This is a genomic window from Acidobacteriota bacterium (genome assembly GCA_016195325.1).
Lineage (GTDB): Bacteria > Acidobacteriota > Polarisedimenticolia > JACPZX01 > JACPZX01 > JACPZX01.
This window is the reverse complement of record JACPZX010000065.1, coordinates 26,217-50,201: the sequence shown is the minus strand read 5'-3', so window position 1 is coordinate 50,201 and position 23,985 is coordinate 26,217. Positions and strand designations below refer to the sequence as shown.

Genomic DNA, 23,985 nt, shown 5'->3' with positions numbered 1-23,985 from the left:
AACGATCATGACCGATCCGGATCTCGCGCACGCCACCTATATTGAGCCGATCACGCCGGAGATCGTCGCCAAGATCATCGAGAAGGAACGGCCCGACGCGCTCTTGCCCACTATGGGCGGGCAGACGGCGCTCAATTGCGCGCTCAGCTTGCGCAAGATGGGTGTGCTGGACAAGTTCAACGTGCAGATGATCGGCGCGACCGCGGAAGCGATCGACAAGGCGGAGGACCGCGCGCTGTTCCGCGACGCCATGACCCGCATCGGGCTTGAGACGCCGCGCTCGCATCAGATCAAGACGCTGCCGCAGGCGCTGGAAGCGCTGGAAGATATCGGCCTGCCCGCGATCATCCGGCCCTCGTTCACGCTCGGCGGCACCGGCGGCGGCATCGCCTACAACGTCGAGGAGTTCCGCGACGTCGTCTCGCGCGGCCTCGATCTCTCCCCGGTGCGCCAGGTCCTCGTCGAGCAGTCGGTCCTCGGGTGGAAGGAGTACGAGCTCGAGGTGATGCGCGACCGGAACGACAACGTTGTCATCGTCTGCTCGATTGAGAACTTCGACCCCATGGGCGTGCACACGGGCGACTCGATCACCGTCGCCCCCGCGATGACCCTCACCGACAAGGAATACCAGCGGATGCGCGATGCCGCGCTGCGGATCATCCGCGCGGTCGGCGTCGAGACGGGGGGGAGCAACATCCAGTTCGCCGTCGAGCCGAAGACCGGGCGGATGACCGTCATCGAGATGAACCCGCGCGTCAGCCGATCCTCCGCCCTCGCCTCGAAGGCCACCGGCTTCCCGATCGCGAAGATCGCCGCGAAGCTCGCCGTCGGCTACACCCTCGACGAGATCCCGAACGACATCACGAAGGAGACGCCGTCGTCCTTCGAGCCCACGCTCGACTACGTCGTCGTGAAAATCCCGAGGTGGGCGTTCGAGAAGTTCCCTCAGGCCGACGCGACCCTGGGCGTGCAGATGAAGTCCGTCGGCGAGGCGATGGCCATCGGCCGCACCTTCAAGGAAGCGCTGCAGAAGGCCCTCCGTTCCCTCGAGGTGGGCCGCCACGGCCTGGGCGCCGACGGCGCCGAGAGCGCCGACCTGTCGAAGCTCCGCGAGAAGCTCACGATGCCGCACGCAGACCGCATCTTCTACATCCGGCGGGCGCTGCAGGCCGGCCTCACCGTGGACGCCATCGCCGACCTCACGCGCATCGACCGGTGGTTCGTCAAGAACATCGAGCAGATCGTGAACATGGAGGGGAACCTCAGGGCCTTCTCCCTCGAGTCGCTTCCCGTCGATCTCCTGAGGCAGGCGAAGCGGTGGGGCTTCTCGGACCGGCAGATCGGCCACCTCGTCGGCGCGAAAGAGCTCGACGTGCGGGCGCACCGGAAGGCGGTCGCCATCACCCCGGTCTACAAGCGGGTCGACACCTGCGCCGCCGAGTTCGAGGCGCACACGCCCTACCTGTACTCGACCTACGAGCAGGAGTGCGAGGCGCGCCCCGACGCGAAGCGGAAGGTGATGATCCTCGGCGGCGGCCCGAACCGCATCGGCCAGGGGATCGAGTTCGACTACTGCTGCTGCCACGCCTCGTTCGCCCTCCGCGAGGAGGGGTTCGAGTCGATCATGGTCAACTGCAACCCCGAGACCGTCTCGACCGACTACGACACCTCGTCGCGCCTCTACTTCGAGCCCCTCACGTTCGAGGACGTGATGAACATCATCGAGGTCGAGCGGCCCGAGGGGGTCATCGTGCAGTTCGGCGGCCAGACGCCGCTGAACCTCGCCCTGGCCCTCCAGCGCGCCGGCGTCCCGATCCTCGGCACCTCCCCCGACTCGATCGACCTCGCCGAGGACCGGCGCCGCTTCGGCGATCTCCTCCGCTCGCTGAAGATCACCCAGCCCGAGGCCGGGACGGCGACCTCGGTGGACGCGGCGCGCGAGGCGGCGCGGCGCATCGGCTACCCGGTCCTCCTGAGGCCCTCGTACGTCCTCGGCGGCCGGGCGATGTGCATCGTCCACGACGAGGAGCGGCTGACCCACTACATGCGCCACGCCGTCGAGGCCAGCTCCGACCGCCCCGTCCTCATCGACCGGTTCCTCGAGGACGCCTTCGAGTTCGACGTCGACGCGATCGCCGACGGCGAGACGGTGGCGATTGGCGGCATCATGCAGCACATCGAGGAGGCCGGGATCCACTCGGGGGATTCGGCCTGCGTCCTTCCCGCGTACAAGATCAGCTCCGAAAACCTGGCCCGCATCCGCGAGATCACGGTCACGCTCGGGAAGGCCCTAGGCGTGCGCGGCCTCATGAACATCCAGTTCGCGATCAAGGACGGCGTCGTCTACGTCCTCGAGGTCAACCCGCGCGCGTCGCGCACGGTGCCCTTCGTGAGCAAGGCGATCGGCGTTCCGCTGGCGCGCCTCGCGACCAAGGTCATGATCGGAAAGAGCCTCAAGGAGCTGGGCTTCACGGTGGAGCCGGCCCTTCATGGCTGGTACGTGAAGGAGGCCGTTCTCCCGTTCGCGAAGTTCCCCGGCGAGGATCCCGTCCTCGGCCCCGAGATGCGCTCGACCGGCGAGGTCATGGGGATCGCCCCCACCTTCGGCAACGCCTTCGCGAAGGCGCAGATGGCGAGCGGCTCGTCCCTCCCGACCTCGGGGACCGCCTTCATCTCGGTCAACGACTTCGACAAGAAGAACGTCATCCCGATCGCGCGCGACCTCGCGGCCCTGGGATTCCGCTTGATGGCGACGCGCGGCACCGCGCGGGCCTTCGAGGACGCAGGGTTGTCGGTCGAGTCGGTCCACAAGGTCAACGAGGGGCGGCCGAACGTCGTCGACCACATCAAGAACGGCCAGATCCACCTGGTCGTGAACACCCCTCTCGGCGGCGGCTCGTACGGCGACGAGCCCGCCATCCGCAAGTCGGCCTACGCCCACGGCGTGCCGTGCATCACGACGCTGTCGGCGGCAGCCGCCTGCGTCTCCGGTATCCGCGCGCTGAAGGACGAGCCTCTGGCCGTCAAGGCCCTCCAGGACTACGAGCAGTACGCGTATCTGAAGCGGTGAAGCTCTTCTTCCTGATCGCCCTCTGCGGGGCCTCCCTCGTGATGGCCGGGGACGAGCTTCCGATCCTTCGCGCCCACTCCCGCGTCGTGGATGTCCGGGACGGCGACCGGCTTCTGAAGGGCGTGTGGGAGGCCGACCCCGCTGTCGATCTCGATGTCTACCAGGCTCGCCGATCGCCGCGCCCGAAGCGGGTGACGTTCATATCCGACGTGGATTCTCTCTCCTTCGACGTCGAGCCGGGGCGCACGTACGACTTCGTCGTCATGCTCGACGGGAAGGACGCCTGCCCCGCGCGTCTCTCGACGATGACGGGGGTCGCCGAGCGGGTCGGCGCCGCGTCGGGACCGGTTGAGATCCCGATCTCGATCCAGAGCGGCAAGCTCCACCTCGTGGGGAGGTTCAACGGCTCGCAGCCTCTCGATCTCATCTTCGACACCGGCGCGGACTCGCACGTCCTCTACCCTTCGGCCCGGGAGAAGGGCGCCGGGTTCCGGCTGGATGGCCACGCGACGAACCGTGGCACCGGCGGCACGACCCTCCGCCGGCTCGGCAGCGGCAACCGACTCGAGCTCGGCGATCTGAGGTGGAGCCACGAGTCGATCATCGTCGTGGAGAAGCAGGCCGACGCGGCCGACGGCATCGTGGGGTACACCGCGCTCGAGGACCGCGTGGTGGAGCTCGACTTCGATCGGATGGTGATGCGCGTGCACGACGCGCTGCCACCCCTTGCCGCCGGCTTCGTCCGCATCCCGATGCCGGACGCGGGGTCGCTGACGGCGGTGGAGGTTCGTTTGGGGAGCGAGGGCGGCCTCTTCGTCCTCGACTCCGCGGGGACGGGGGCGCTCATGGTGAACCGGGCTTTCGCGGCGGCTCACGGTCTGCCGGGCTCGCTGCGGGTCCTCGGCTCGAGCACGTCGCGGGGTGTCGGTTCGGGAGTGGTCCGGAACGCCGTGCTCCTCGCCCCCGAGCTGACGCTCGCCGGGGCCACGCTGCACGACGTCCCGATCGACGTGGAGCTTCCGGGTGACGGCGAGGCGGCGCCTCCCGGCGGCGCGCTGTGCATGGAGGTGCTGCAGCGGTTCAACGCGGTACTCGATTACCCGGGGAGGGCGGCGTACTTCAGGCCGAATGCGCGGTTCGCCGAGGCGTTTCCGTCGCGAACTTCGGGGCCTTCGACGGTCGTGGTGGCCGGGGTCGCGGTGGGCGTCGTGGGGCTGGCTGTGTTCGTGGTAAGAAGGAAGCAGAATCGCTCGATGAGTTCGGGGAGCGCATGAGCGAGCCCGATTTCCTGGGAGAAATCCTGCGCCTCAGCGTCGAGGAGCGGCTTCGACTCGTAGATGCCGTGTGGGAAAGCATCGCGTCGCACCCGGGTTCACTCCCTCTGAATGATGCGCAACGCGCGGAGTTGGATCGTCGGCTCACGGAGCACTGTGAGAACCCCGAAGCGGCACGACCGTGGTCGGATGTCCGCGATTCGTCGAGCCTGCGGAAGTAGGCTGCCCACCCCCCCGCTACCCGGGAGTGGTTGAAAATCGTCCACCAAGTGGTTGATTTTCGTCCACCTCAAACCGCGCGTCGTGTCGTTAATACCGAAGCCGACGCGCACCCGCGGCCGCGCAGTTCTGCGGCATGACAAGTGATCGCTCTTCGATCCCGCCGCACCCGCGCTCAAGAGGGTGTTCTACGACACCATCACGAGTGTGGTGTCAGGCGCCGACAGGACGCTGAGGGCCAACAGATCCGGGACGACGCGACCGAACGCCAATCCCTGCCCCTGACACCTCGACCCCGCCGTGGAATGGACCAACACACGTTCTATGGTTCTTGACACACACATGAGTGTGTCGTAATGTATGTCATCAAGGAGGTGTCAAGTGGCCCGAGTCAACGTCTTCCTCGCGGACGAGCTGTTGCACCAGGTCGACGCCGAGGCGGCCGATTCCAGCATGAACCGAAGCGCCCTCATTCAGTCGGCGCTGGTCGCCTTTCTCGAGGCCCGAAAGCGGGAACGGGAGACGGCCGCCGTGCGAAGGGAAATGGAGAAGGCGGCGAAGGGCATGGATGCGCTCGCCGAAAAGCTCGGGGCGTGGGATCCGGTCAAGGTCATCCGGGAGTTTCGCGACAGCCGGGCGCTTCGCGTGAAGGAGCCCCGGAAGCGTTACCGCGCGAAGAGCGGAGGGCGGCGGCGGTGATTCGAGCGACGCACGCGGGATACGTGCTCGATGCTTCGGTGGCCGCGAAGTGGTTTACGCGGCACCACGAATCCGATCGCGAGACGGCGGTGGCCCTGCGAGGCATGCATCAAGCGGGACGGTGCCGGCTCATCGTGCCCGAGTTCGCGCTCCTCGAGATCCTCAACGCCATCCGATTCAGCGGGCGCGCCGAGCAGGGGGATGCCGAGACCGCGATTCGCTTCCTGGAGCTCCTTCGTCTGGAGACTGTGACACTGGACTGGGATCTCCTGCGCAAGGCGACCGAACTGGCGTGGGAGTACGAGCTCGCACTGTACGATGCGGCGTACGTCGCGCTCGCCGAACGCCTGGGAGTGCCGGTGTTGACCGCGGACGAGTCGATGGCAAGAAAACTTAGAGGGCACAACCTCGTCGCCCGGCTCGCCGACCTGGCGCTCTCCTAAGTCTTTCCCCCCCGAATCACCTCGATCAGATCCCTCGTCGCGTGCGCTTTCGGATCCCCGACGATCGCCACGCGCCCGCCGTAAGACGCCACCGCGTCGCGCTCGGGGACCGTCTCCAGGGTGTAGTCGGTCCCCTTGCAGTGGACCTCGGGGCGGAGCGCGAGGATGACCCGCGAGACGGTATCGTCGTCGAAGATCGTCACGTAGTCCACGCACCCGAATCCCGCGAGGATTTCCGCGCGCTCTACCGCCGGCACGATCGGGCGCCCGGGGCCCTTCAGCCGCGCCGCGGAGGCGTCGCCGTTCACGGCGACGACCAGGATGTCGGCCTCGCGACAGGCCGCCTCGAGGTAGCGAAGGTGACCCACGTGGAGGATGTCGAAGAGTCCGTTGGCGAGAGCCACCTTCGCCCCCGAAGCCCGCCGGAAGTGGATCGCGGCGAGCAGATCGTCAAGCGCGAGAACCCGGTGACGACCCCCGGCGTCAGCCACGCGCGGTCCCCGCGCGACGGAGGGCGTCGGTCAGCTCGCGGGCGGTGACGACGGCGGTCCCCCGCTTCATCACCACGAGGCCGGCGGCGGCGTTCGCGACGAGGGCGGCCTCGACAGGGGTCGCCCCCGAAGCGAGGGCGAGGGTGAAGGCGGCGATGACGGTGTCGCCGGCGCCGGTGACGTCGGCGACCTGGTCGGAGCCGAAGACGGGGATCTCGAACGGCCCCTCCTTCGCGTCGAAGAGGAGCATCCCGCGGCTCCCGCGGGTGATGAGGACGTGATCGGCGCCGAGGGCGCTCACGAGGCGCGATCCCGCCTCGCGGAGGCGGGCCACGTCGTCCTCGATCGGCCGGCCGAGCATCTCTTCCGCCTCGCCGAGGTTCGGGGTCACGGCCGAGACGCCCTTGAACTCGCGCACGCGGTGCCGCGAGTCGCACGTGATCTTGAGGCCGTCCTCGCGCGCCTCCTCGATGAGCGCGGCGGTCAGGTCGGGCCTCACCGCGTCGTAGCCGTAGTCGGAGAGAAGGAGCGCCTCCGCGCCGTCGAGGAGCCTTGAGGCCCGCTCCACCGCCGCGCGCGCGACGGCCGACGGGACGGAGTGAGGCGACCCCTTGTCGATGCGGACGACCTGCTGCGGGCGCGAGTGGGGGAGGGCGGCGAGGACGCGCGTCTTGGCGGGGGTCTCGTACGACGCCTCGACGGTGATCCCGGAGGTCTCGATGCCGGCGCGGTCGAGGAGATCGACGAGCCTCGAGCCCGCCTCGTCGGCGCCGACGACCCCGACGGGGATCGGCCGGCCGCCGAGGGCCTTGAGGTTGTGGACCGCGTTCGCCCCGCCGCCGGGCATCGCGTGGAGCGAGCGCTGCTGCACGATCAGCACCGGGGCCTCGCGCGAGACGCGCTCGATCTCGGCGTTCAGGAACTCGTCGAGGACCAGGTCGCCGAGGACGACCACGGGGACGTCCTCGAAGCGATCGACGACGGCGCAGAGCTTCGACCCCTCCTCGCGGTAGATCTTCAACCCCTCGTCCATCATCCGCTCCTTCCCAGGATCCACTCCGCCGCGTCGAGGAGATCCTCGGCGACGTGCGCGGGGCGCACGCCCTTCCACGACATCCGGTACTGCGCCTCGCCGCGGCCATAGCCCGTGAGGACGAGAACGCTTGTGACGCCGGCGCGGTGCGCCGCCTCGACGTCCGAAAGGGTGTCCCCGACCATGTACGAGCGCGCGAGGTCGAGCCCCAGCTCGCGCGCGGCGGTCAGGATCATCCCGGGCTTCGGCTTGCGGCAGTCGCAGACCCGTCGGTACTCGGGGTCGGCGCCGTCGGGATGGTGAGGGCACACGTAGAAGGCGTCGAGCCTCGTCCCCTCCGCCTGCATCCTCTCCTGGAGCTGCTCGTGGACCTGGTCGACGAGGGCGCGGTCGAAGAGGCGCCGCGCGACGCCGGACTGGTTCGTGACCAGCACGGCCATGAAGCCGGCTCCTCTCAGTCGCTTCACCGCCTCGGCGCTCCTCGGGAGATGCCTCACGCGGCCGATGTGGTTCACGTAGCCGTTCTCGTCGATGAGCGTGCCGTCGCGATCGAGGAAGACCGCCGGCCTCAGCTCTCCGCTCACTCACGCCCCTCCGGCGGTCGCGCCGCCCGTCGCCTTCCCGTCGCCCGCCCGCGGCCGCGTCTTCCAGCGGCGGTGCATCCACAGCCACTGGCCCGGCCGCCGCCGGATCTCCGATTCGAGCAGGGCCGTGCAGCGCGTCATGATACCAAGGACGTCCGCCTCGCGATCGCCGGTTGCGCGCGGCTCGATGGGCGGAAGGTACCGGATGACGTAGCGCCCGTCGGCGAGGAGCTCGCTCACGACCGGGACGATGGGGGCGCCCGTCCGCATCGCCAGGAGGCCGAGGGTCGGCGCGGCGGAGGCGTCGCGCCCGAAGAAGGGGACGAAGACGCGATCGGACTCGACGAAGTCCTGGTCGATGAGGAGCGCGATGCACCATCCGTCGGCGAGCGCCTTCAGGATCCCCCGGACCGCGCGCCTCTTGTGGACGATCTCGTTGCCGCTCGCGCGGCGCCCCTTCGCCAGCATCGTCTCGAGGCGCGGGTTGTCGAGCGGGCGCGTGACCATCGCCATCGGGAGCCCGACCCATCCCTGCAGGAGCGCGACCATCTCCCAGTTCCCCATGTGAGCCGAGACGACGAAGACCCCTTTACCCATCAGGTGCGCGCGCTTCAAGTGCTCGAGCCCTTCCCACTCGGCGAGGCGATCGACGTCCTTCACGCGGCGGTAGGGGAGGAGGAGGCAGTCGGCCGCGACGGCGCCGAAGTGGGAGAAGCACTCCCGTGCGATCCGCTCGGCGGCGCCGCCTGCCGACGCCTCCGGGAGCGAGGCCCTGAGGTTCTCGATCGCGATCCGGCGGTGGCGTGAGTCGATCGCCCACGCGAGGAGGCCGGCGAGGCGCCCGACGCCGAGGGCGGCGCGCCTGGGGATCACGCGGAGAGCGAGCTGGAGCGCGCGGATCGGGAGATACTCGACCCACGTGAGGATCGGCCCCTTCCGCGACGATTCGGCGGCGACGGGGCTCACGTCGGCGTCGCTCCTTTCACCACGAGCGCGCGAAACGACTCCTCCTCGCCGGGGCGGCAGGCCGCCTCCACGCGAAGAGCGAGAAGTCGCTCGCGCGCGAGATCCCCGAGGCTCGGCGTCCCGGTCAGCCGCGCGAGGTCCTTTTCGGTCGTGACCAGGGCGCGCGCGCCGTGGCGGGCGGCGGCCTGGATGATCCGCGAGACGTCCCCGCTCGCGAAGGGGTGGTGGTCCTTGAAGGGGTGGAACTCCGCGACGTCGGCGCCGAGGGCGCGGAGCGCCGAGTCGAACCTCTCCGGGCGCGCGATCCCGGCGAAGGCGACGACGCGCGCGCCGACGAGGGAGCTGAGATCCACGGTCTCCGTCGACGCATCGGCCCGCACGAGGGCCAGCGAGGCCGGAGACACGGTCACGTGAAAAATCGGAGTCCCGGGCGGCCTCCATCGCGCGAGGAGGTCCGCCGGATCGCCCCCCGCCCCGGTGACGAGGATCGCGCCGGCGCGGGCGAGGGCTCGCGGCGGCTCGCGGAGGAGGCCTGCGGGGAGGAGGCGCCCGTTGCCGAAGGGGGCGGCCGCGTCCACGAGCACGAGGTCGAGATCGCGTCGCAGCGCGACGTGCTGGAATCCGTCGTCGAGGACGATCGATCGCGCGCCGAGACGGGAGATGGCGAGGCGCGCTCCTTCGGCGCGCCGTCTCGCCACGACCACCGGGATCGACGGGAGCAGCCCCGCCAGCATCACGGGCTCGTCGCCGGCGGCCGCCGCCGCGACGGCGGGGGCCCCGGAGCCGTCCGAGACGACGAGGGGATCGACGGCGCGTTTCCCGCGGTAGCCGCGGCTCACGATCGCGGGATTCAGCCCGGCCTCGTGGAGCAGGCGCGCGACGAGCGCCGTGACCGGCGTCTTGCCGGTCCCCCCCGCGACGAGGTTGCCGACGCTCACCACGGGGACGGAGACGGTCTCGCTGCCGAGCCACCCCCGGCGGTAGAGGAAGGCGCGGGCGCCGACCGCCCCACCGTAGAGGGCCGCGAGCGGCGAGAGGAGGGCGCTCATCCGGCGAGCCCGCCGAAAACGGCCGGGATCCGCTCGCGGAGCGCGGTGAGGGTTCGAGCCGTCGCCCCGGCGTGCGCCGCGACGAACTCCCGCCCCGCGGCGCCTGCCCGCTCGCGGGCCGCGCGGTCGCCGAGCAGCGCCACCGCGCGCGCCGCCAGCGAGTCGGCGTCGCGCACCACGAACGCGGCGCCGCACGCGACGAGGGCCGACGCAGCCTCGCGGAAATTGTCCATCCCGGGGCCGAACAGGATCGGCACGCCCGCGCGCGCGGGCTCGAGGGGGTTCTGGCCGCCGCGCGGGACCAGGCTCCCGCCGACGAAGGCCAGGTCGGCGAGGGCGTACGCCGTTTCGAGCTCCCCGATCGTGTCGAGGAGGACGGCGTCGTGGCGCGCCGTTCCCGCGGCGCCGCGGGATCGCCTCAGCGGGACGGCGCCGGCCTTCGCCATCGCGGCGGCGACCTCCTCGAACCGCTCCCTGTGGCGCGGCGCGACGACGAGAACGAGTTCCGGCACGGCGCGCGCGAGCCGGCGCCAGGCGTCGAGGACGATCGCCTCCTCGCCCGGCGCGGTGCTCCCGGCGACCAGAACCGGGCGTCCGCCCGCGAGGCCCAGCTCGGCCGCGAGGGTGGCGGGGGGAAGGGCCCCGTCGCGCGGAGCGGCGTCGAACTTGATGTCTCCCGTGACGACGACCGCTTCGGCGCGCGCGCCGAGGGCCACGAGGCGCTCGGCGTCGGCGGCGCTCTGCATGCACGCCGCGCGGAGCGAGGCGAGCGCGGGGGCGACGGCGCCGGCGATCAGCCGGTAGCGCCGCGCGGAGCGCTCGCTGATCGAGCCGCTCGCGATGAAGGTGGGGATGCCGCGGCGCGCGCATTCCCCGAGCAGCCCCGGCCAGATCTCCGTCTCGATCGATCCGTACGCCGCGGGGCGCAGCGCGTCGAGAGTGCGGCGCACGAACGGATCGAGATCGAGGGGAAAGGCGAAGACGTCACCCGTGCCGCTGCCGGAGCGTTCGGCGCGGGCGAGCCCCGCGGGGGTCGTCGCCGAGAGGGCGAGGCGCGAAGAGAATCCCGACCTGCGCAGCGCCCCCGCCAGCGTCTCGGCGACGCGCACCTCACCCACCGAGACGGCCTGGAGCCAGAGGGAGCCGGGCTGCCGATCGCGCAGCGCGAGCCTCCCGAGCCGCTCGCGCAGGCGCTCCCCATCCCCGGGGTTCGAGAGGGCGCGCAGCCACAGCGCGGGGACCACCAGGGCGGCCCCTCCCAGCGTCAGCGCCTTGTAATAGGTGGTCATCGAGGGTGGTCTTACCACGTCTAACGCTCACAACCGAAACCATTTAGCCGCCGATTATACACGGCCCGCCGAGGGAGCGCCGAAAGACCCGCAACGCCCCGGACGCCGTTCCATCCTCTGATTGTTTCCCCTCCCGGCCCACCTTATATTCCCTCATCGTCTGGACTGATGCCGCGCGCCGGCCGACATGTCGACTCGATCGCGCGCCGGCGGGAGCCGCTGAGAGATGGCCGTCGTCCCCGATCGCGAGCTTCACGACGCGCTCCTCGGGCCCTCCCTCGTCCACGAGCTGAAAACCCCGATCGCCTCCCTCAGCGGCGCGTCGAGAGGGCTGCGCACCGGCCTCCAGTCGATTCTCACGTCGCTGACCGCCCCCGGGCCGCTCGAGCCGGCGGCGATCCGCGATCTCGGCGCCCTCATCGCCGACGATCTCGCGTCGGCCGAAGGGAGGCCTCCGATCACGGGGCCGATCCCGCAGAGCCGTCTCGACGACGCGTCGCGCGCCCTGATCGCCGCGGGCGTCCGCGGCGACGTCCCGGACATCTCGGCCGTGATCGTCCGCGGAGGATGGGACGATCGGATCGATCTCGTGGCCCCCCTCCTCGCCGCGGCGGATCCGCACTTCGCGCTCGGCATTCTCGAGGCGGCCTCGAAGCTCCGCTCGAGCCTGCGGAGCCTCGACGCGTCGATCTCGCGCCTCGGGGGGATCGCCGGCGCGGTGAAGGGAGGGTCTCCTTCCGGCCGCGCCGCCGAGGAGAGGACGGGGCTGAGGGCCTCGGTCGAGGACGCCCTCGCGACGCTCCGGCACGAGATCCCATCGAGCGTCCACATCGAGGTGCACGGCGCCGAGGAGATCGCCGTGCGGGCAGGGGCGGGGCGGGTCGGCCAGGCCCTGTCGAACGTCATCTTGAACGCCTTCGCGGCGCTGAGGGGCCCGGGAGGTCGCGTCGAGATCGAGGTCTTCCGCAGCGGGCGGCACGGCGTCGTCACCGTCACCGACGATGGCCCCGGAGTCCCCGAGGCGATAAGGCGCGATCTCTTCACGCCGTACGTCACCGGGCGCCGGGACGGGGAGGGGACGGGGCTCGGGCTCTTCATCGCGCGCGAGATCGTGAATGGTCTCGGCGGCGATCTCTCCTTCGAGTCGCGGCCCGGGCGGACCTGCTTCACGATCCGGCTCGACGCGGCCGCCGCGGGGGAGGGGGTCTGATGGCGGACAAGGGCTACATCATCTGCGTCGACGACGATCTCGCCCTCCTCGAGACCCTCTGGCAGCAGATCCTCGACCTCACGTCGGCGACGCACGAGGTGGTGATGGCGAAGAGCGCCGAGGAGGCGCTCTCGATGATCTACCAGCTCCACCACGACGGGAAGACGGTGGAGATGCTCATCACCGATCTCATCATGCCCGGCATGACGGGGGATCGGCTCCTCGAGATCGTCAACGCGCGCTTCCCGGTGATCGTGAAGATCCTCCTCACCGGACACACCGGCCTCGACTCCGCCCTGTACTGCATCAACAACGCGAACCTCGACAAGTACATCTCGAAGCCGTGGCAGATGGAGGACCTGCACATGACGGTCTCCTCCCTGCTCCGGCAGTTCCGGCTGCGGCGCGACAACCAGCGCCTCCTCGAGGACCTCCAGCTGCGCAACCTGCAGCTCAAGGGAGCGCTCCGCGAGCTCCGGAACGCGCACGGGCAGATCGAGTCGGCGTACATGCAGACGCTGCAGTCGCTCGCGGCGGCTCTCGACGCGAAGGACCCCTACACCGCCGGCCACTCCGAGCGCGTCGCGCGCTGGGCCGCGATGATCGGCCGGAGGCTCCAGCTTCCCCGCGAGGAGATCGAGGACATCCGGGCCGTCGCCCTGCTGCACGACATCGGGAAGATCGGCCTCCCCGAGAAGATCCTGAACAAGCCGGGGCGCCTCTCGAGCGAGGAGATGGACATGGTGCGCATGCACCCCATCATCGGGGCGCAGATTCTCGGCCCCATCGTCTCGTTCGCGCGCTACGTGCCGATCGTGCGGCACCACCACGAGTGGTACAACGGCTCCGGATATCCCGACAGGCTCGGCGGAGCCGACCTGCCGCTCGCCGTCTGGGTGACGGCGCTCGCCGACGCCTTCGACGCCATCACGAGCAACAGGCCCTACCGCAAGGGGCAGACCCTCGACTTCGCCTTCGGCGAGATGATCGGCGGGATGAGCACGCAGTTCCATCCCGACTGCGTGCGCCTCTTCGTCGAGGTGCTCCAGGAGCCGGGCTTCTCGTTCGAGGAGGCGATCCGGCTCGGCGCCGGACGCAAGCGGCGCGAGGGGGTCCCGGAGCCCCTCGAGGCGGCGATGCAGCACCTCGTCGAGTCGGGGGGGGTGGCGCGCTCCTGCTGCGCGATGATGCAGCAGTACGGCGCCCTCGACGATTCCTCGCTGCACGCGGGTCACACGCACGTCGGTCCGGGGGAGAGCGCGGCCGCCGGGCAGGTCCCCGAAGATCGCGAGAAGGGCGAGGCGCCCGCGGGCGACGCGGCCGGGCGCGAGGCCGCGCCGGGACAGCGGCCGGAAGGTGGCGCGCCCCGGGGCGCGGAACGATCCGCTTCCGAAGCGTCCGAGGCCGCCGGGCCCGGGACGCGCGGCACCTAGAATTCGCTTTCCCGCCCGGAGCCCCGTCTCTATAATGCCCGCTCGGCTCGATCATGCCGCGGAGGTCGACTGATCACCCCCATGCCTCCCCGAAAGCGCGTGCGCCTCGTCTGGTCGCTGCTCGCCGTCCTTCTGGCGACGTCCCTCGTCCCCCTCTTCGTCACCGCGTACGCCCTCATCGACATCAACCAGGAGACGCTCGAGTCGGCGACGCGCGAGTACCAGCTCCAGGTCGCAGGCTCTCTGGCCTCCCGCCTCGACGCCGCGGTGAGCGGCGGGCGCGCTCTCCTCAACGCGGCCGTCACCGCCGTGGGGCCGAGGGTGCGCGCGGCGGACGCGCCCGACGCCGGGGCGATCCGCGCCCTCCTCACCCCGTACCTCAGCTCCGAGGTCGTCATCCTCCGCTACACGTCGGCCACCGGAAGCATCGCCCAGGTCGGCGAGGCCCGCGGGCTCGACGCCGGCGCGGTGCAGGACGCGTGCTTCGAGGCGTTCGCCACCGCGGTGGCCGCGGCGGCCCCCGTCGTCGTGCCGGTCCGGCTCGCCCCCGCCGCGGCGGACCACGGGCCACGCCCCGGCGCGGTGATCGCCGCGCCCGCGGCGCGCGAGGGGGCGGCCGCGGGGGTGTTCGCGGCGGTGGTCGATCTGACCGACACCTGGAACCGGGGCGTGAACGACGTCGGCGCCGACTACGCTCTCTTCGCCATCGATCCGAACGGCGGCATCCTCGCGAGCGCCAATCTCCAGCCCGCCCTCGCCGACGGCACGTACCGCAGGCTCGACATCGTCGAGCGGTTCCTCTCGACCCGCGGCGGGATCAAGGAGGCCAGGCCGCTCACGCTTCCCGGCGGCGGCCTCGCGCGCGTGGAGCTCCTGGGCGCGTCGGTCCCCACGGATCTCGGATGGGGGCTCTTCGTCCTCGTCGATCGGGACCTCGCGTACCACTCCGCGGCCGAGATGCGATCCGAGATCTACCGGTGGGCCCTCTTCGCGATCGCCCTCGCGGTGATCGCCGCCGTCGTCGCCGCGGGGCTCATCACGCGCCCGCTGAAGTCCCTCGTCGACGGCGCGCGGAGCCTCGCGCGCGGCGAGTTCGGCAAGCCCGTCGGCGTGAGCAGCCGGAGCGAGATCGGCGAGCTCGCGGAGACGTTCAATTTCATGTCGGAGGAGATCCAGAACCACATCCAGCGCATCCACTCGGCGGCCGACGAGAACCAGCAGCTCTTCCTCGGCGCGATCCGGGCCTTCGCCGCGGCGATCGACGAGAAGGACCCGTACACGCGAGGCCACTCCGAGCGCGTCCACCGGTACTCCGTCGCCGTCGCGCGCCACATGGGGCTCGGGAAGACGGAGCTGCGCGACGTCACGGTCGCCGCGCTCCTGCACGACGTCGGGAAGATCGGCATCGAGGACGCGATCCTGCGAAAGCCCGCGGCGCTGACCGACAAGGAGTTCGAGATCATGAAGCGCCACCCGGAGAAGGGGTCGCACATCATGGAGTCGATTCCCCAGATGCGTCCCATCCTCGGCGGGATTCGCAACCACCACGAGCGCTGGTCCGGCGGCGGCTACCCCGACAATCTGACCGGCGAGAAGATCCCCCTCATCGCCCGCATCGTGCAGGTGGCGGACACCTTCGACGCGATGACCACCACGCGCCCCTACCAGCGCGCGATGAAGATGGAGGCGGGGGTCGCTCGCATCCGCGAGCTGTCGGGAATCGTCTTCGATCCGAAGGTCGTCGAGGCGTTCCAGGAGGCCTGGGTCGCAGGCGACATCAAGCCCGACATCCACCCGCCCGCGAAGGGGGTCGAAGCCCCCGCGCCGGAGGCGGACGCCTGACCTCACGCCGCCCCGCGCGGGAGCCCCTCCGCGCCGTCCTCTTCGATCTCGACGGCACGCTCACACCCCCGCGATCCTCCTGGCAGTACGTCCACGAGCGCCTCGGCCTCTGGGCCGGCGGCGCCGAGCGCATTCAGGATCGGTTCCGCGCCGGGGAGATCTCCTACGAGGATTTCTGCCGCCTCGACGCGGAGGCCTGGCGGGGCCTCCCGGCCGCGCGCCTTCGCGGGCTCTGCGACGAGATCCCCTGTCACGAGGGGGCCGCGGAGCTGATGCGGGAGCTGAGGCGGCGCGGCCTCCGGACGGGCATCGTCTCCACCGGCATCACCTTCCTCGCAGACCGCGTGGCGCGCGAGCTGGCCGTGGACCACGCCGTCGCCAACGAGATCGTCGAGGCAGAGGGGGTCATCACCGGGGAGGTCGTCATCCACGTGCCGCACGGCGCGAAGGACCTGGCGCTCGCGCGATTCTGCAGCGAGTTCGGCATCGGGGCCGGAGCGGTCGCGGCGGTGGGGGACTCGCATGGCGACCTCTCGATGTTCCGCGCCGCCGGCCGCTCGATCGCCTTCAACGCGACCGACGCCGCCGTCGAGGCCGGGGCCGACGAGGCGCTTCCTGGCGCAGACCTCAGCGCGCTTGTAGATTGCCTTCTCAGTCACGGGGGGTAGCGCGTGTCGCGACGATTCGATGTAGGGGCTAAGGTCTACAACTCTCAGCTCGGGGTCGGCGAGATCGTCTCCGTCGACGGGTACGGCGAGAAGGAGAAGCTGACGATCAACTTCGAGAGATCGGGCGTCCGCCAGGTTCTCTCGAAATTCTTCGTCCTCGAGCCGTTCGACAACGACCTCCACGCGACCCCGCTGCCCGCGCCCGATCCGCCGGCAGCCCCCACCCGGTTCGAGCCCGCGCACGCCCCGGTGCGCGCGGCGGATCCCGTCATGGCCGCCGCGGCTCCCGAACCGGCGCGCCCCACCGAGCCCCGCCGGTACGCCGAGCCGACCCCCCACGCGGCCGATGCGCCCGCCGTGGGCCGGGCGTACCCGGCCTCCGGCCCGACGACCTCGTCGATCAAGGAGGCGCTGCGCGAGGTGATCCGCGAGGAGATGGGGATCCCTGCGATCCGCATGATGGACCGGTGGAAGGGGGGGACCGTGATCCTCCGTCCCGGGCGCGAGGGGCAGGCGGAGAAGGTCGTCCCGATCGATGCGTTCTTCCACAAGATCGTCATGATCCGCGATCGGCTCCGCGTCCTCGAGCAGAAGATCAACGCCCATCCCGGCCTCGCCGACGCCGACAAGGTCGAGATCCAGCAGTACGTGACGCGCATCTACGGGTCGTTGACGACCTTCAACGTCCTCTTCGCCGACCGGGACGACTGGTTCGTCGGGCAGAAAGATCAGGACGACTAGCATTTTGCCTTGATCTCGACTTTCGATTTACATACACTCTCCTCGCTTTCGCCTTCCGCGGAGGCCAACACGTAGCGAGGAGTCATGGCCAAAGAGCTTCCCAGAATCCTCACCAAGCGCCAGAAGGAAGTCCTCGACTTCATCTCGAGGTTCGTCGACGAGAAGGGGTATTCGCCGAGCCTGGTCGAGATCGGCGAGAACTTCGGCCTCTCGTCGGTCGCCACGGTCCACAAACACGTCGAGAACCTCCAGAAGAAGGGGTTCGTGACGCGCGTCTGGAACGCGAACCGATCCCTCGATCTCACCGAGAAGTCGATGAGCGTGAGGGCCATCCGCGTCCCGCTCATCGGCCGCGTCGCCGCCGGTTTTCCCATCGAGGCGATCGAGCAGCACGAGCAGATCGCCATCCCCGAGGACATGGTCGGGAAGAACCGCACCTTCGTCCTCGAGGTCCGCGGCGACTCGATGATCAAGGAGCAGATCCGGGACGGCGACTACGTGATCTGCGAGGACCGCCCGCGCGTGAGGGAGGGAGATCTCGTCGTCGCCCTCATCGACGGCGAGGAGGCGACGCTCAAGAAGTTCTACCGCGAGGGGAGCCGCGTCAGGCTCCAGCCAGCCAACGACGACCTGAAGCCCTTCGTCTACGACGCGAGCCGGGTCAAGGTGCAGGGGGCGGTCATCGGGGTGCTGCGGAAGTACCGCTGATCGGGTGGCCGATCGGGTGAAGAATCCCCGCGATCTCCTCGATCGCGTCCACGATCCTCGGCCCCGGCTGAAGGATGTCCGTCGACAGCACGTGAACCCGCCCCGACTTGACCGCCGCGACCTCCGACCATCCCGGCTTCGAGGCGATTTCCTTCGCGAAGGCCGCGTTGTCCGGGACGGTGAGGAGGATCTCCGGATGCCTCGAGATGACCGTCTCGAGATCCACCTCCGCCCAGCGCGCAGAGAGGTCCTTCGAGATCGAGTCGGCCCCCGCCCGTTCGAGAGCGTCGCTCATGAACGTCCCCTTCCCGGGCACGAGCAGGGGGTCCCCCCACAGCACGAACAGCACGCGAGGTCGTGAGACCCCCGCCACCCGCTTCGCCACCGCCTCGAGCCGCGCCCGGAGAGACGCCACGACGCGCCCCGCCGCCTCGTCGGCGCCCGTGACGTCGCCGAGCTCCGAGATCGTGGAGAGGATCGACTCCACCGACGGCGTGTCGCAGGTGTAGACGGGGATGCCGATCCTCTCCATCCGATCCCGGTCCTCGACGTAGTTCCCGGACGTGGTCGCGACGACGAGGTCGGGCTTCAAGGACACGATCTTCTCGAGGTCGGGGTTCATGAGGCCGCCGACGCGCGCGGGGGAGGATCCTGCCGGCGGCTTGCAGAAGTCGGTGACGCCCACGAGGCGCGAGCCCACGCCGAGATCCCCCAGGATGTCGGTGAGGTTCGGCGCGAGAGAGATGATGCGCTCGGGCCGCGCGGGGACGCGGACCTTCCGCCCCACCGCGTCGGTGACGGTGCGGGCGTCGGGGGCCGCGGGTATCGCGGTGCTCGCCGCGAGCGTGAGCGGAAGCGCCACGGCGCAGAGAATTCGTGTGCAGAGCACCCGCATGTCGATCCCCCGGAAACGCCCTCGGTTGATGGCCCGTCGTGATGGACCGTATAATAAGCGCTCGCCGGCCCGGCCGGATGGAATTCAGCGAACTCGAGCGGAGGTGAAGTGGCAGCGGAAGGCAAGCCGCGTCTCGATCCCCGCATTGCCGTCAGACTTCGCGTGGACATCCAATACCCTCTCCGCGGCGCGCACTGGCGGCGGGGCGAGACGTACGACCTCAGCGCCAGCGGGAGCTGCTGCCGCTGCGAGCTGGACCTGCCGCTCAAGGCCCAGGTGGGTTGCCGCATCTACCTCCCTCCGGCGGGCGGAGAGGGAGAAAGCCTCATCGACACCGACGCCGTCGTCGTCCGGGTGGACTCACCCGAACCAGGATCGAGGGAGTGGCGCTATGGCCTTTACTTCGTCAACCTCAGCGAGACCGATTTCCAGAGCCTCAAGAGATTCGTCTACGCGTCGCGCGAAGCCGTCACCTGACGCCGCCGCGATCGCGCTCCTCGTCGCGATCGCGCTCGCTCTGACCGGCGTCGCGGGCTTTGCGGACGACGCGAAGCCGGCGTACTCCCTCATCACCCTCGACGGCCACCGGATCGACGTGACGGAGAAGCCGTCGCCGCAGGGGGAAAAGGTGCTCCTGAAGCTCTTCCCGAGCGGCGACACCGCCGTCTACCCTGCGAAGGCGATCGACTGGCCCGCCACCGAGCGATTCAACGCTCCACCTCCACCGAAGGCCGCTCCGGCACCGCAAGCGTCGCCGGCGGCGGGGACTCCGGACGTCGTCACGCCGGGGCGCGGGCGCTCGGCCACGCGCAGCGACGGCGTCCTCTCGCTCAAGCTGGTGGGCGGAGGGCATGCCCGTGTGACGACATCGGCCGAGGGCGCCTCTCCGGAGTCGCCCGCTCCCGCCCCGTCCGGCGCGCCGGCGGCGAAGCCGGCGGACCCGAAGGAGACGGCCTCGCTCCTCGCCTCCCTCGCGAAGGAGATGGCGGATCTGAAGCAGGTCCAGTCGGGGTTTGCGGCGAGCCGGGAGAGGCTCTCGGGAGATCTCGCCGCCCTCGAGGCGAAGGCGGCGAATGCCCCTCCCGCGGGGCTGAGCAACTACGAGTCGCCGACGAAGAAGGCGATCGAGGATCTGCGCGCGCAGATCCGGGCGGTCGACGACCAGCTCGGGCCGATCGAGCGGCGGATGCAGGAGATCCGCGTGAGGCAGTCGGAGCTCGGCCCGACGGCGGACTGAGCCGCGGCGGCGCCCCGCTCAGCTCCGGTAAATCGTCACCACGGACGTCCGATCGTCCCCCCCCATGTTGGCGCTGATCCCCAGGGGCGGAGCCGGAGCCATCTGATAGTCGGCGCAGAGCCCCTTCATCTGGCGGAATATCTCGACCGCCTGCTTCACCCCCGTCGCCCCCACCGGATGGCCGAAGGCGAGGAGGCCGCCGCCGGTGTTCACGGGGACGCGGCCGCCGATCTTCGTCGTGCCGTCCTTCACGAGGCGGATCCCTTCACCCTTCGCCGCGAAGCCCAGGGCCTCGTACATCATGACCTCGGCGATGCTGAAGCAGTCGTGCACCTCGGCGACGTGGCGTGCCCGTAGGAGAGGATCTCGACCGCCGAGGCGCGTCGCTTGCCGAGCTTCAGAAGCCCCGCGTCGGAGGCGAGGATCGCGCACGAGGCGCCGTCACTGACCTGCGAGCAGTCGCTGACCTTCATGAAGTCGCGGTACTCGGCGTTGTCGAGGAAGTTCGGGTTCCTGTCGGAGGAGGCGCGCGCGTTCTCGGGGGTCATCTTGAAAGCGCGCATGTGGGCGAAGGGGTTCTTGTTCGCGTTGCCGTACGCCTTGAGGACGATCTCGGCGAGGTCCGCCTCGCTCAGCGAGAAGGCCCGGCGGTACGCCTTGGCCCGCCGCGCGAAGAGGCAGGGGAAGGTGAACGGGTCGATCGATCGCTGCGTCGCATAGTGCGCGGCGCGCGCGAGGGCGTCGGCCCCCTCCTTCGCGGAGAGGGTCGTCTGCACCTCAACCCCTGTCACGATCACGACGTCGAGGCCGGCGCCGATCGCGTCCACTCCCGACGTGAGGGCGAGCCCGCCGCTGGCGCAGGCCCCTTCGACGCGGGAGAAGGGCTTGAACTTGAAGGCGGGGTCGGCGGCCGCGAGGGAGGCTCCCAGATGCCCCTGCTGCACGAAGATCTCCCCGGTGAAGTTGCCGACGTACCCCTTCTGGATCGCCGTCGCGGGGACGCCGGTCCGCGAGAGAGCCTCGTGCACGGCCCGGTGGAGATGCTCCTCGATCGTCGGGTTGCTTCTCTTCCCGAAATCCGGGTGCCCCTTCCAGATGAAGTCGGGATGGTGCTTGCCGAGAAACGGCGTGTGGGCGCCGCCGACGACGTAGACGGGTCGGGAGAGCTTCATTCCGGGCCTCCAGGCTCGATGCGCGCCGATCGCGCGCGATGCAGGTGTCTCGCGGGATCCCCAGAATAACGGAGGAACCTCCGCCCATCAAGGCGCGGCGCCGGGATCAGGGGGTGGTGAAGGCCATCGAGGCGAAGGAGACGAAGGTGGTGGCCTCCTCGTCCAGCGCCTGGCCGTAGTGGAGGAGCGTGCCGCGGGCCGCCCTCGGGAGAGCATGCAGGAGCGTGTAGATGGCGGAGATCCCGCAGACGCGCCGGCGATCCCCTTCGTCCGCGATCCCCCGGAAGAAGGCCTCGGGATCCCGGCGAGCCGTTGCGGCGAGCGCCTGCCGGTCGGCGTGGGCGCACGACGCGGTGTCGGCCTCGCTGACGGTGAGGGGATCGCCGAAGCGCGTGCCGAGGTGGGCGAGATCCGCGCCGGCGATCAGCCGGACGTCGCCGCGCCCCTCAATCGCTTCCCGGAGCGCGGAGACGAAGTCCGAGATCCGCGCGTCCTCGAGCGGGGACCTTCCCGACGCGACGCACTCGTGGAAGGACGAGCAGAGGATGGGGACCATCCGGATCTCCCTGGCCGGGAAGAGATGGCGCAGCCAGACCGCCTGGAACTCGATCGAGTGCTCCTTGCGGTGGACCAGCTCCTCACGGAAGAGGCGATCCCCGACCCTCGCCGCGATCGCGTCGAGAAGATGGGTGTCGGCCGGGACCTCGCCGAGGGGGGTCGCGTAGGCTTTGCGCGTCGCGACGTACATCTCGGGAGGGGCCTGGTGCGCGGTGCCGAGGACGACGAACGTCGCGGCGTCGCGGTCCGCGGCGAGGGCCGCGTAGGCGGCCCCGTACCCTTCGCCGCCGCGGTGCAGATCGATGTGCGGCGCGATGAGGCCGGCGATCTTCCCCGGGGGAAGCGGCGCGGCGGGGGCGGCGGCGAGAAGGCCCGCGAGCCCCGCGCGGAGGAGATCGGGGTCCCCCTCGTAGGCGCCTCCGGCATGGGCGGCAGGGCGGACGGGGGAGGCGCGGAAGGCGCGCTCGATCTCGGCCACCCGCGCCCGGAACGCCTCGCTGTCGAGCATCAGCGCCTCGTCGATCGCCTCCGCGAGGTCGCGGATCTGGTCGAGAGGGACGATCTCGCCGAACTTCCGGGTGCACTCCGCCTGCACGTCCCTGAGCGTGCTCCGGCCGTCGAAGCACGAGAGGACGAAGATCGTCTCGGGGGAGACGACGAGGACCGAGTCGGTCATCCCCGAGGGATCCCGGATCGCGACCGCCCGGCGCCCCTCCGCTTCCACGGGGAAGGCCTCGACAGGCCTCAGTCTCGGGCGGGCTTCATCCGCGATCACGCCGGCCCCGCGCCTACGCCGTCTTCTTCTTCAGGAGGTAGGCCGATTCGAGACGCCGGTTCTCGTGGCCGTCGTGCACCGTGAAGAACGACTGGCTCCAGATCGCGCACCCGGCGTAGCGACCCTTGCGATCGAGGACGTAGAAGTTCACGTTGAAGTCCGGGGTCCCGTCGGCCTTGAGGATTCTGGGGAGCTTCTTCGCCCGGGCGACGACGCGCTTGAGGACGTCGAGCCCGGCCTCCTCAGGGGACATCCCGCGCCTCAGGTTCTCGATGACGGACGCCGATCCGGCGGCGAGGATCACCTCCTCGCCCCGCCCCGTGGATCCGCAGGCTCCCACCTCGTTGTCCACGTAGAGGCCCGCCCCGATGATGGGCGAGTCGCCGACGCGCCCGGGCATCTTGAAGAAGAGACCCGACGTCGTCGTGACCCCCGAGAGATCTCCGTTGAGGTCGATGGCCGAGCAGTTGATCGTGCCGTAGGTGCGGACGTACTCCTTCACCTCTTCGGGCCACTCGGACTCCGGCGGCGCGATCCAGTCGTCCTTGGGAGAGAGGGTCTGGCGCCACCAGAGCCAGATCTTCCTCGATCGCTCGGTGAGGAGGTTCTCCTCCTTGAACCCCTCCGCCTTCGCGAAGTCGAGAGCCCCGTCGCCCACGAGGAGGACGTGGTCGGTCTGCTCCATCACGAGGCGCGCGACGCGCGAGGGATAGACGATGTTGTGGAGCGAGCCGACCGCGCCGGCTCGTCCCGACGGCCCGTGCATCACGGAGGCGTCCAGCTCGACGACGCCGCGCTCGTTCGGCAGGCCGCCGAGGCCGACGGTGATGTCGTTCGGATCCTCCTCGACGCGGTTCACCCCCGCGATCACGGCGTCGAGGGAGGAGCCCCCCGACTTGAGGACCTCCATCGCCTTCTCGGTGGCCTTGAGCCCGTTGCCGCTCGAGATGACGAGGGGGCGGACCCCATCCCCCCCGGCGGCCGCGGGCGCCGTCCCGGCCGTCCCGGCCTCGGCCCCCGCGCGGGAAATGACGCCGAGTGCGGCGGCTCCCGCACCCGCGGCCCCTCTGACGATGAAGTCGCGTCGCTTCATGGCGATCTCCTCCTCCCGCGTCCCGAAGCCCGTGAGGCCGGATTGTATCGGAAACGGGGGTGGCCGCGCCCGGGGGAGGCACGGAATTCGCTGTCGAAGGCTTGATGTCCTTCCGATCGAGGTATAGGTTCACGACATGAAACACGGGCGCCTCGAGATCGCGGTCCTGTGCGCGGCCGTTCTCGCCTCGGGCCTGGCCCCGTCGTTCCCCTCGACCCCGGCGAGCCGCGCGGCATGCCCGATGGCCGGCTGCGTCAAGGACACCGGCGAGTCCCTCGGTCCCCTCATGCCCTGCTGCTGCGACGGAAAGTCGCTGCCGGCCGCGGGGGATTCGAGTGCCCCGATCGCCGCTCGGTCGCATTCCCTCCACGCCCCCGGTCCGCCGATCGTGACGCCGCCGTCGTCGTTCCCGGGGTCGACACCCGCGTCGGAGCTCGCCGCCCGGATTGCCGACCAGGTCCCTCTCTACCTGCGCCACGCCTCTCTCCTGATCTGACCGCGGCGTCGCGGGGCTGAAGCGCGCCCCGCGAGGGTCC

The 23,985-nt window shown here is 70.2% G+C and carries 26 protein-coding genes; 14 read left to right on the top strand and 12 right to left on the bottom strand.

The features are described from left to right. From carB to HY049_12485, 5 genes are all read left to right on the top strand, one after another. A partial coding sequence (carB, locus tag HY049_12505) for a carbamoyl-phosphate synthase large subunit (protein ID MBI3449722.1) occupies positions 1-3,070 on the top strand: 3,070 nt, incomplete at its 5' end. Next, entirely contained in the window at positions 3,067-4,344 is a 1,278-nt protein-coding gene (locus HY049_12500) for an aspartyl protease family protein (GenBank protein MBI3449721.1), read from the top strand. The genes carB and HY049_12500, both read left to right, overlap by 4 nt. Beyond that, positions 4,341-4,565, top strand: coding sequence for an addiction module protein (locus HY049_12495; GenBank protein MBI3449720.1), 225 nt, complete (start codon positions 4,341-4,343; stop codon positions 4,563-4,565). Before HY049_12500 ends, HY049_12495 begins: the two co-directional genes overlap by 4 nt. Before the next feature lie 379 nt (positions 4,566-4,944). Then, complete coding sequence (locus HY049_12490) at positions 4,945-5,262, top strand: hypothetical protein (GenBank protein MBI3449719.1); 318 nt, start codon at positions 4,945-4,947, stop codon at positions 5,260-5,262. Next, positions 5,259-5,705, top strand: a complete 447-nt coding sequence (locus tag HY049_12485; protein ID MBI3449718.1) for a type II toxin-antitoxin system VapC family toxin — start codon at positions 5,259-5,261, stop codon at positions 5,703-5,705. Before HY049_12490 ends, HY049_12485 begins: the two co-directional genes overlap by 4 nt. Here the strand turns inward: HY049_12485 and HY049_12480 are convergent. Genes HY049_12480 through HY049_12455 form a run of 6 tightly spaced genes read right to left on the bottom strand, consistent with a single transcriptional unit; the run spans position 5,702 to position 11,135 of the window. Next, positions 5,702-6,196, bottom strand: a complete 495-nt coding sequence (locus HY049_12480) for an adenylyltransferase/cytidyltransferase family protein (GenBank protein ID MBI3449717.1) — start codon at positions 6,194-6,196, stop codon at positions 5,702-5,704. The two genes, HY049_12485 and HY049_12480, sit on opposite strands and share 4 nt — an antisense overlap. Continuing rightward, entirely contained in the window at positions 6,189-7,229 is a 1,041-nt protein-coding gene (locus tag HY049_12475) for a bifunctional hydroxymethylpyrimidine kinase/phosphomethylpyrimidine kinase (GenBank protein MBI3449716.1), read from the bottom strand. Before HY049_12475 ends, HY049_12480 begins: the two co-directional genes overlap by 8 nt. Continuing rightward, positions 7,229-7,801 carry an HAD family hydrolase gene (locus HY049_12470; GenBank protein ID MBI3449715.1) on the bottom strand — a complete coding sequence of 191 codons (573 nt, stop codon included), beginning with the start codon at positions 7,799-7,801 and terminating at the stop codon, positions 7,229-7,231. The genes HY049_12475 and HY049_12470 overlap by 1 nt, the downstream gene beginning before the upstream one ends. Positions 7,802-7,813: 12 nt before the next feature. Then, positions 7,814-8,779, bottom strand: a complete 966-nt coding sequence (locus tag HY049_12465; GenBank protein ID MBI3449714.1) for a lysophospholipid acyltransferase family protein — start codon at positions 8,777-8,779, stop codon at positions 7,814-7,816. Continuing rightward, the gene (gene lpxK, locus HY049_12460; GenBank protein ID MBI3449713.1) at positions 8,776-9,828 is read right to left on the bottom strand and encodes a tetraacyldisaccharide 4'-kinase; all 1,053 of its coding nucleotides are present in this window, start codon (positions 9,826-9,828) and stop codon (positions 8,776-8,778) included. Before lpxK ends, HY049_12465 begins: the two co-directional genes overlap by 4 nt. Continuing rightward, positions 9,825-11,135: a 3-deoxy-D-manno-octulosonic acid transferase gene (locus HY049_12455; protein MBI3449712.1), complete on the bottom strand. Its 1,311-nt coding sequence runs from the start codon at positions 11,133-11,135 to the stop codon at positions 9,825-9,827. The genes lpxK and HY049_12455 overlap by 4 nt, the downstream gene beginning before the upstream one ends. A gap of 208 nt (positions 11,136-11,343) precedes the next feature. On the opposite strand from HY049_12455, the gene HY049_12450 reads away from it, so the two are divergent. From HY049_12450 to HY049_12440, 3 genes are all read left to right on the top strand, one after another. Beyond that, positions 11,344-12,327 (top strand): HAMP domain-containing histidine kinase, encoded by a 984-nt coding sequence (locus HY049_12450; protein MBI3449711.1) that lies wholly within the window; start codon positions 11,344-11,346, stop codon positions 12,325-12,327. Continuing rightward, the gene (locus tag HY049_12445; GenBank protein MBI3449710.1) at positions 12,327-13,760 is read left to right on the top strand and encodes an HD domain-containing protein; all 1,434 of its coding nucleotides are present in this window, start codon (positions 12,327-12,329) and stop codon (positions 13,758-13,760) included. Before HY049_12450 ends, HY049_12445 begins: the two co-directional genes overlap by 1 nt. Positions 13,761-13,841: 81 nt before the next feature. Beyond that, the gene (locus HY049_12440; protein MBI3449709.1) at positions 13,842-15,602 is read left to right on the top strand and encodes an HD domain-containing protein; all 1,761 of its coding nucleotides are present in this window, start codon (positions 13,842-13,844) and stop codon (positions 15,600-15,602) included. A gap of 2 nt (positions 15,603-15,604) precedes the next feature. Here the strand turns inward: HY049_12440 and HY049_12435 are convergent, their stop codons facing one another. Beyond that, complete coding sequence (locus tag HY049_12435; protein MBI3449708.1) at positions 15,605-15,856, bottom strand: hypothetical protein; 252 nt, start codon at positions 15,854-15,856, stop codon at positions 15,605-15,607. A gap of 18 nt (positions 15,857-15,874) precedes the next feature. On the opposite strand from HY049_12435, the gene HY049_12430 reads away from it, so the two are divergent. The 3 genes from HY049_12430 (at position 15,875) to lexA (ending at position 17,719) form a co-directional block, all read left to right on the top strand. After that, positions 15,875-16,270 carry an HAD family phosphatase gene (locus HY049_12430; GenBank protein ID MBI3449707.1) on the top strand — a complete coding sequence of 132 codons (396 nt, stop codon included), beginning with the start codon at positions 15,875-15,877 and terminating at the stop codon, positions 16,268-16,270. Positions 16,271-16,273: 3 nt separating this feature from the next. After that, positions 16,274-17,011 (top strand): hypothetical protein, encoded by a 738-nt coding sequence (locus tag HY049_12425; GenBank protein ID MBI3449706.1) that lies wholly within the window; start codon positions 16,274-16,276, stop codon positions 17,009-17,011. An 84-nt stretch (positions 17,012-17,095) separates the two neighbouring features. After that, complete coding sequence (gene lexA, locus HY049_12420) at positions 17,096-17,719, top strand: transcriptional repressor LexA (GenBank protein ID MBI3449705.1); 624 nt, start codon at positions 17,096-17,098, stop codon at positions 17,717-17,719. Here lexA and HY049_12415 read toward each other — a convergent pair. Beyond that, positions 17,691-18,608: an ABC transporter substrate-binding protein gene (locus HY049_12415; GenBank protein MBI3449704.1), complete on the bottom strand. Its 918-nt coding sequence runs from the start codon at positions 18,606-18,608 to the stop codon at positions 17,691-17,693. The two genes, lexA and HY049_12415, sit on opposite strands and share 29 nt — an antisense overlap. Positions 18,609-18,722: 114 nt before the next feature. On the opposite strand from HY049_12415, the gene HY049_12410 reads away from it, so the two are divergent. Both HY049_12410 and HY049_12405 read left to right on the top strand, forming a co-directional pair. Next, the gene (locus HY049_12410; protein MBI3449703.1) at positions 18,723-19,091 is read left to right on the top strand and encodes a PilZ domain-containing protein; all 369 of its coding nucleotides are present in this window, start codon (positions 18,723-18,725) and stop codon (positions 19,089-19,091) included. A gap of 118 nt (positions 19,092-19,209) precedes the next feature. Further along, entirely contained in the window at positions 19,210-19,851 is a 642-nt protein-coding gene (locus HY049_12405) for a hypothetical protein (protein ID MBI3449702.1), read from the top strand. A gap of 18 nt (positions 19,852-19,869) precedes the next feature. On the opposite strand, the gene HY049_12400 is transcribed toward HY049_12405, so the two are convergent. The 4 genes from HY049_12400 to HY049_12385 all read right to left on the bottom strand — a co-directional run bounded on the left by HY049_12400 (position 19,870) and on the right by HY049_12385 (position 23,449). Next, the gene (locus HY049_12400; GenBank protein MBI3449701.1) at positions 19,870-20,154 is read right to left on the bottom strand and encodes a hypothetical protein; all 285 of its coding nucleotides are present in this window, start codon (positions 20,152-20,154) and stop codon (positions 19,870-19,872) included. Beyond that, positions 20,151-21,023, bottom strand: coding sequence for a hypothetical protein (locus tag HY049_12395; protein ID MBI3449700.1), 873 nt, complete (start codon positions 21,021-21,023; stop codon positions 20,151-20,153). Before HY049_12395 ends, HY049_12400 begins: the two co-directional genes overlap by 4 nt. A 106-nt stretch (positions 21,024-21,129) precedes the next feature. Then, entirely contained in the window at positions 21,130-22,305 is a 1,176-nt protein-coding gene (gene amrB, locus HY049_12390; GenBank protein MBI3449699.1) for an AmmeMemoRadiSam system protein B, read from the bottom strand. A gap of 64 nt (positions 22,306-22,369) precedes the next feature. Beyond that, positions 22,370-23,449, bottom strand: a complete 1,080-nt coding sequence (locus HY049_12385) for a N(4)-(beta-N-acetylglucosaminyl)-L-asparaginase (GenBank protein MBI3449698.1) — start codon at positions 23,447-23,449, stop codon at positions 22,370-22,372. A gap of 136 nt (positions 23,450-23,585) precedes the next feature. Between HY049_12385 and HY049_12380 the strand changes: the two genes are divergently transcribed. Continuing rightward, on the top strand, positions 23,586-23,945 hold the full coding sequence (locus HY049_12380) for a hypothetical protein (protein ID MBI3449697.1): 360 nt from the start codon (positions 23,586-23,588) through the stop codon (positions 23,943-23,945). The last annotated feature ends 40 nt before the right edge of the window (positions 23,946-23,985 follow it).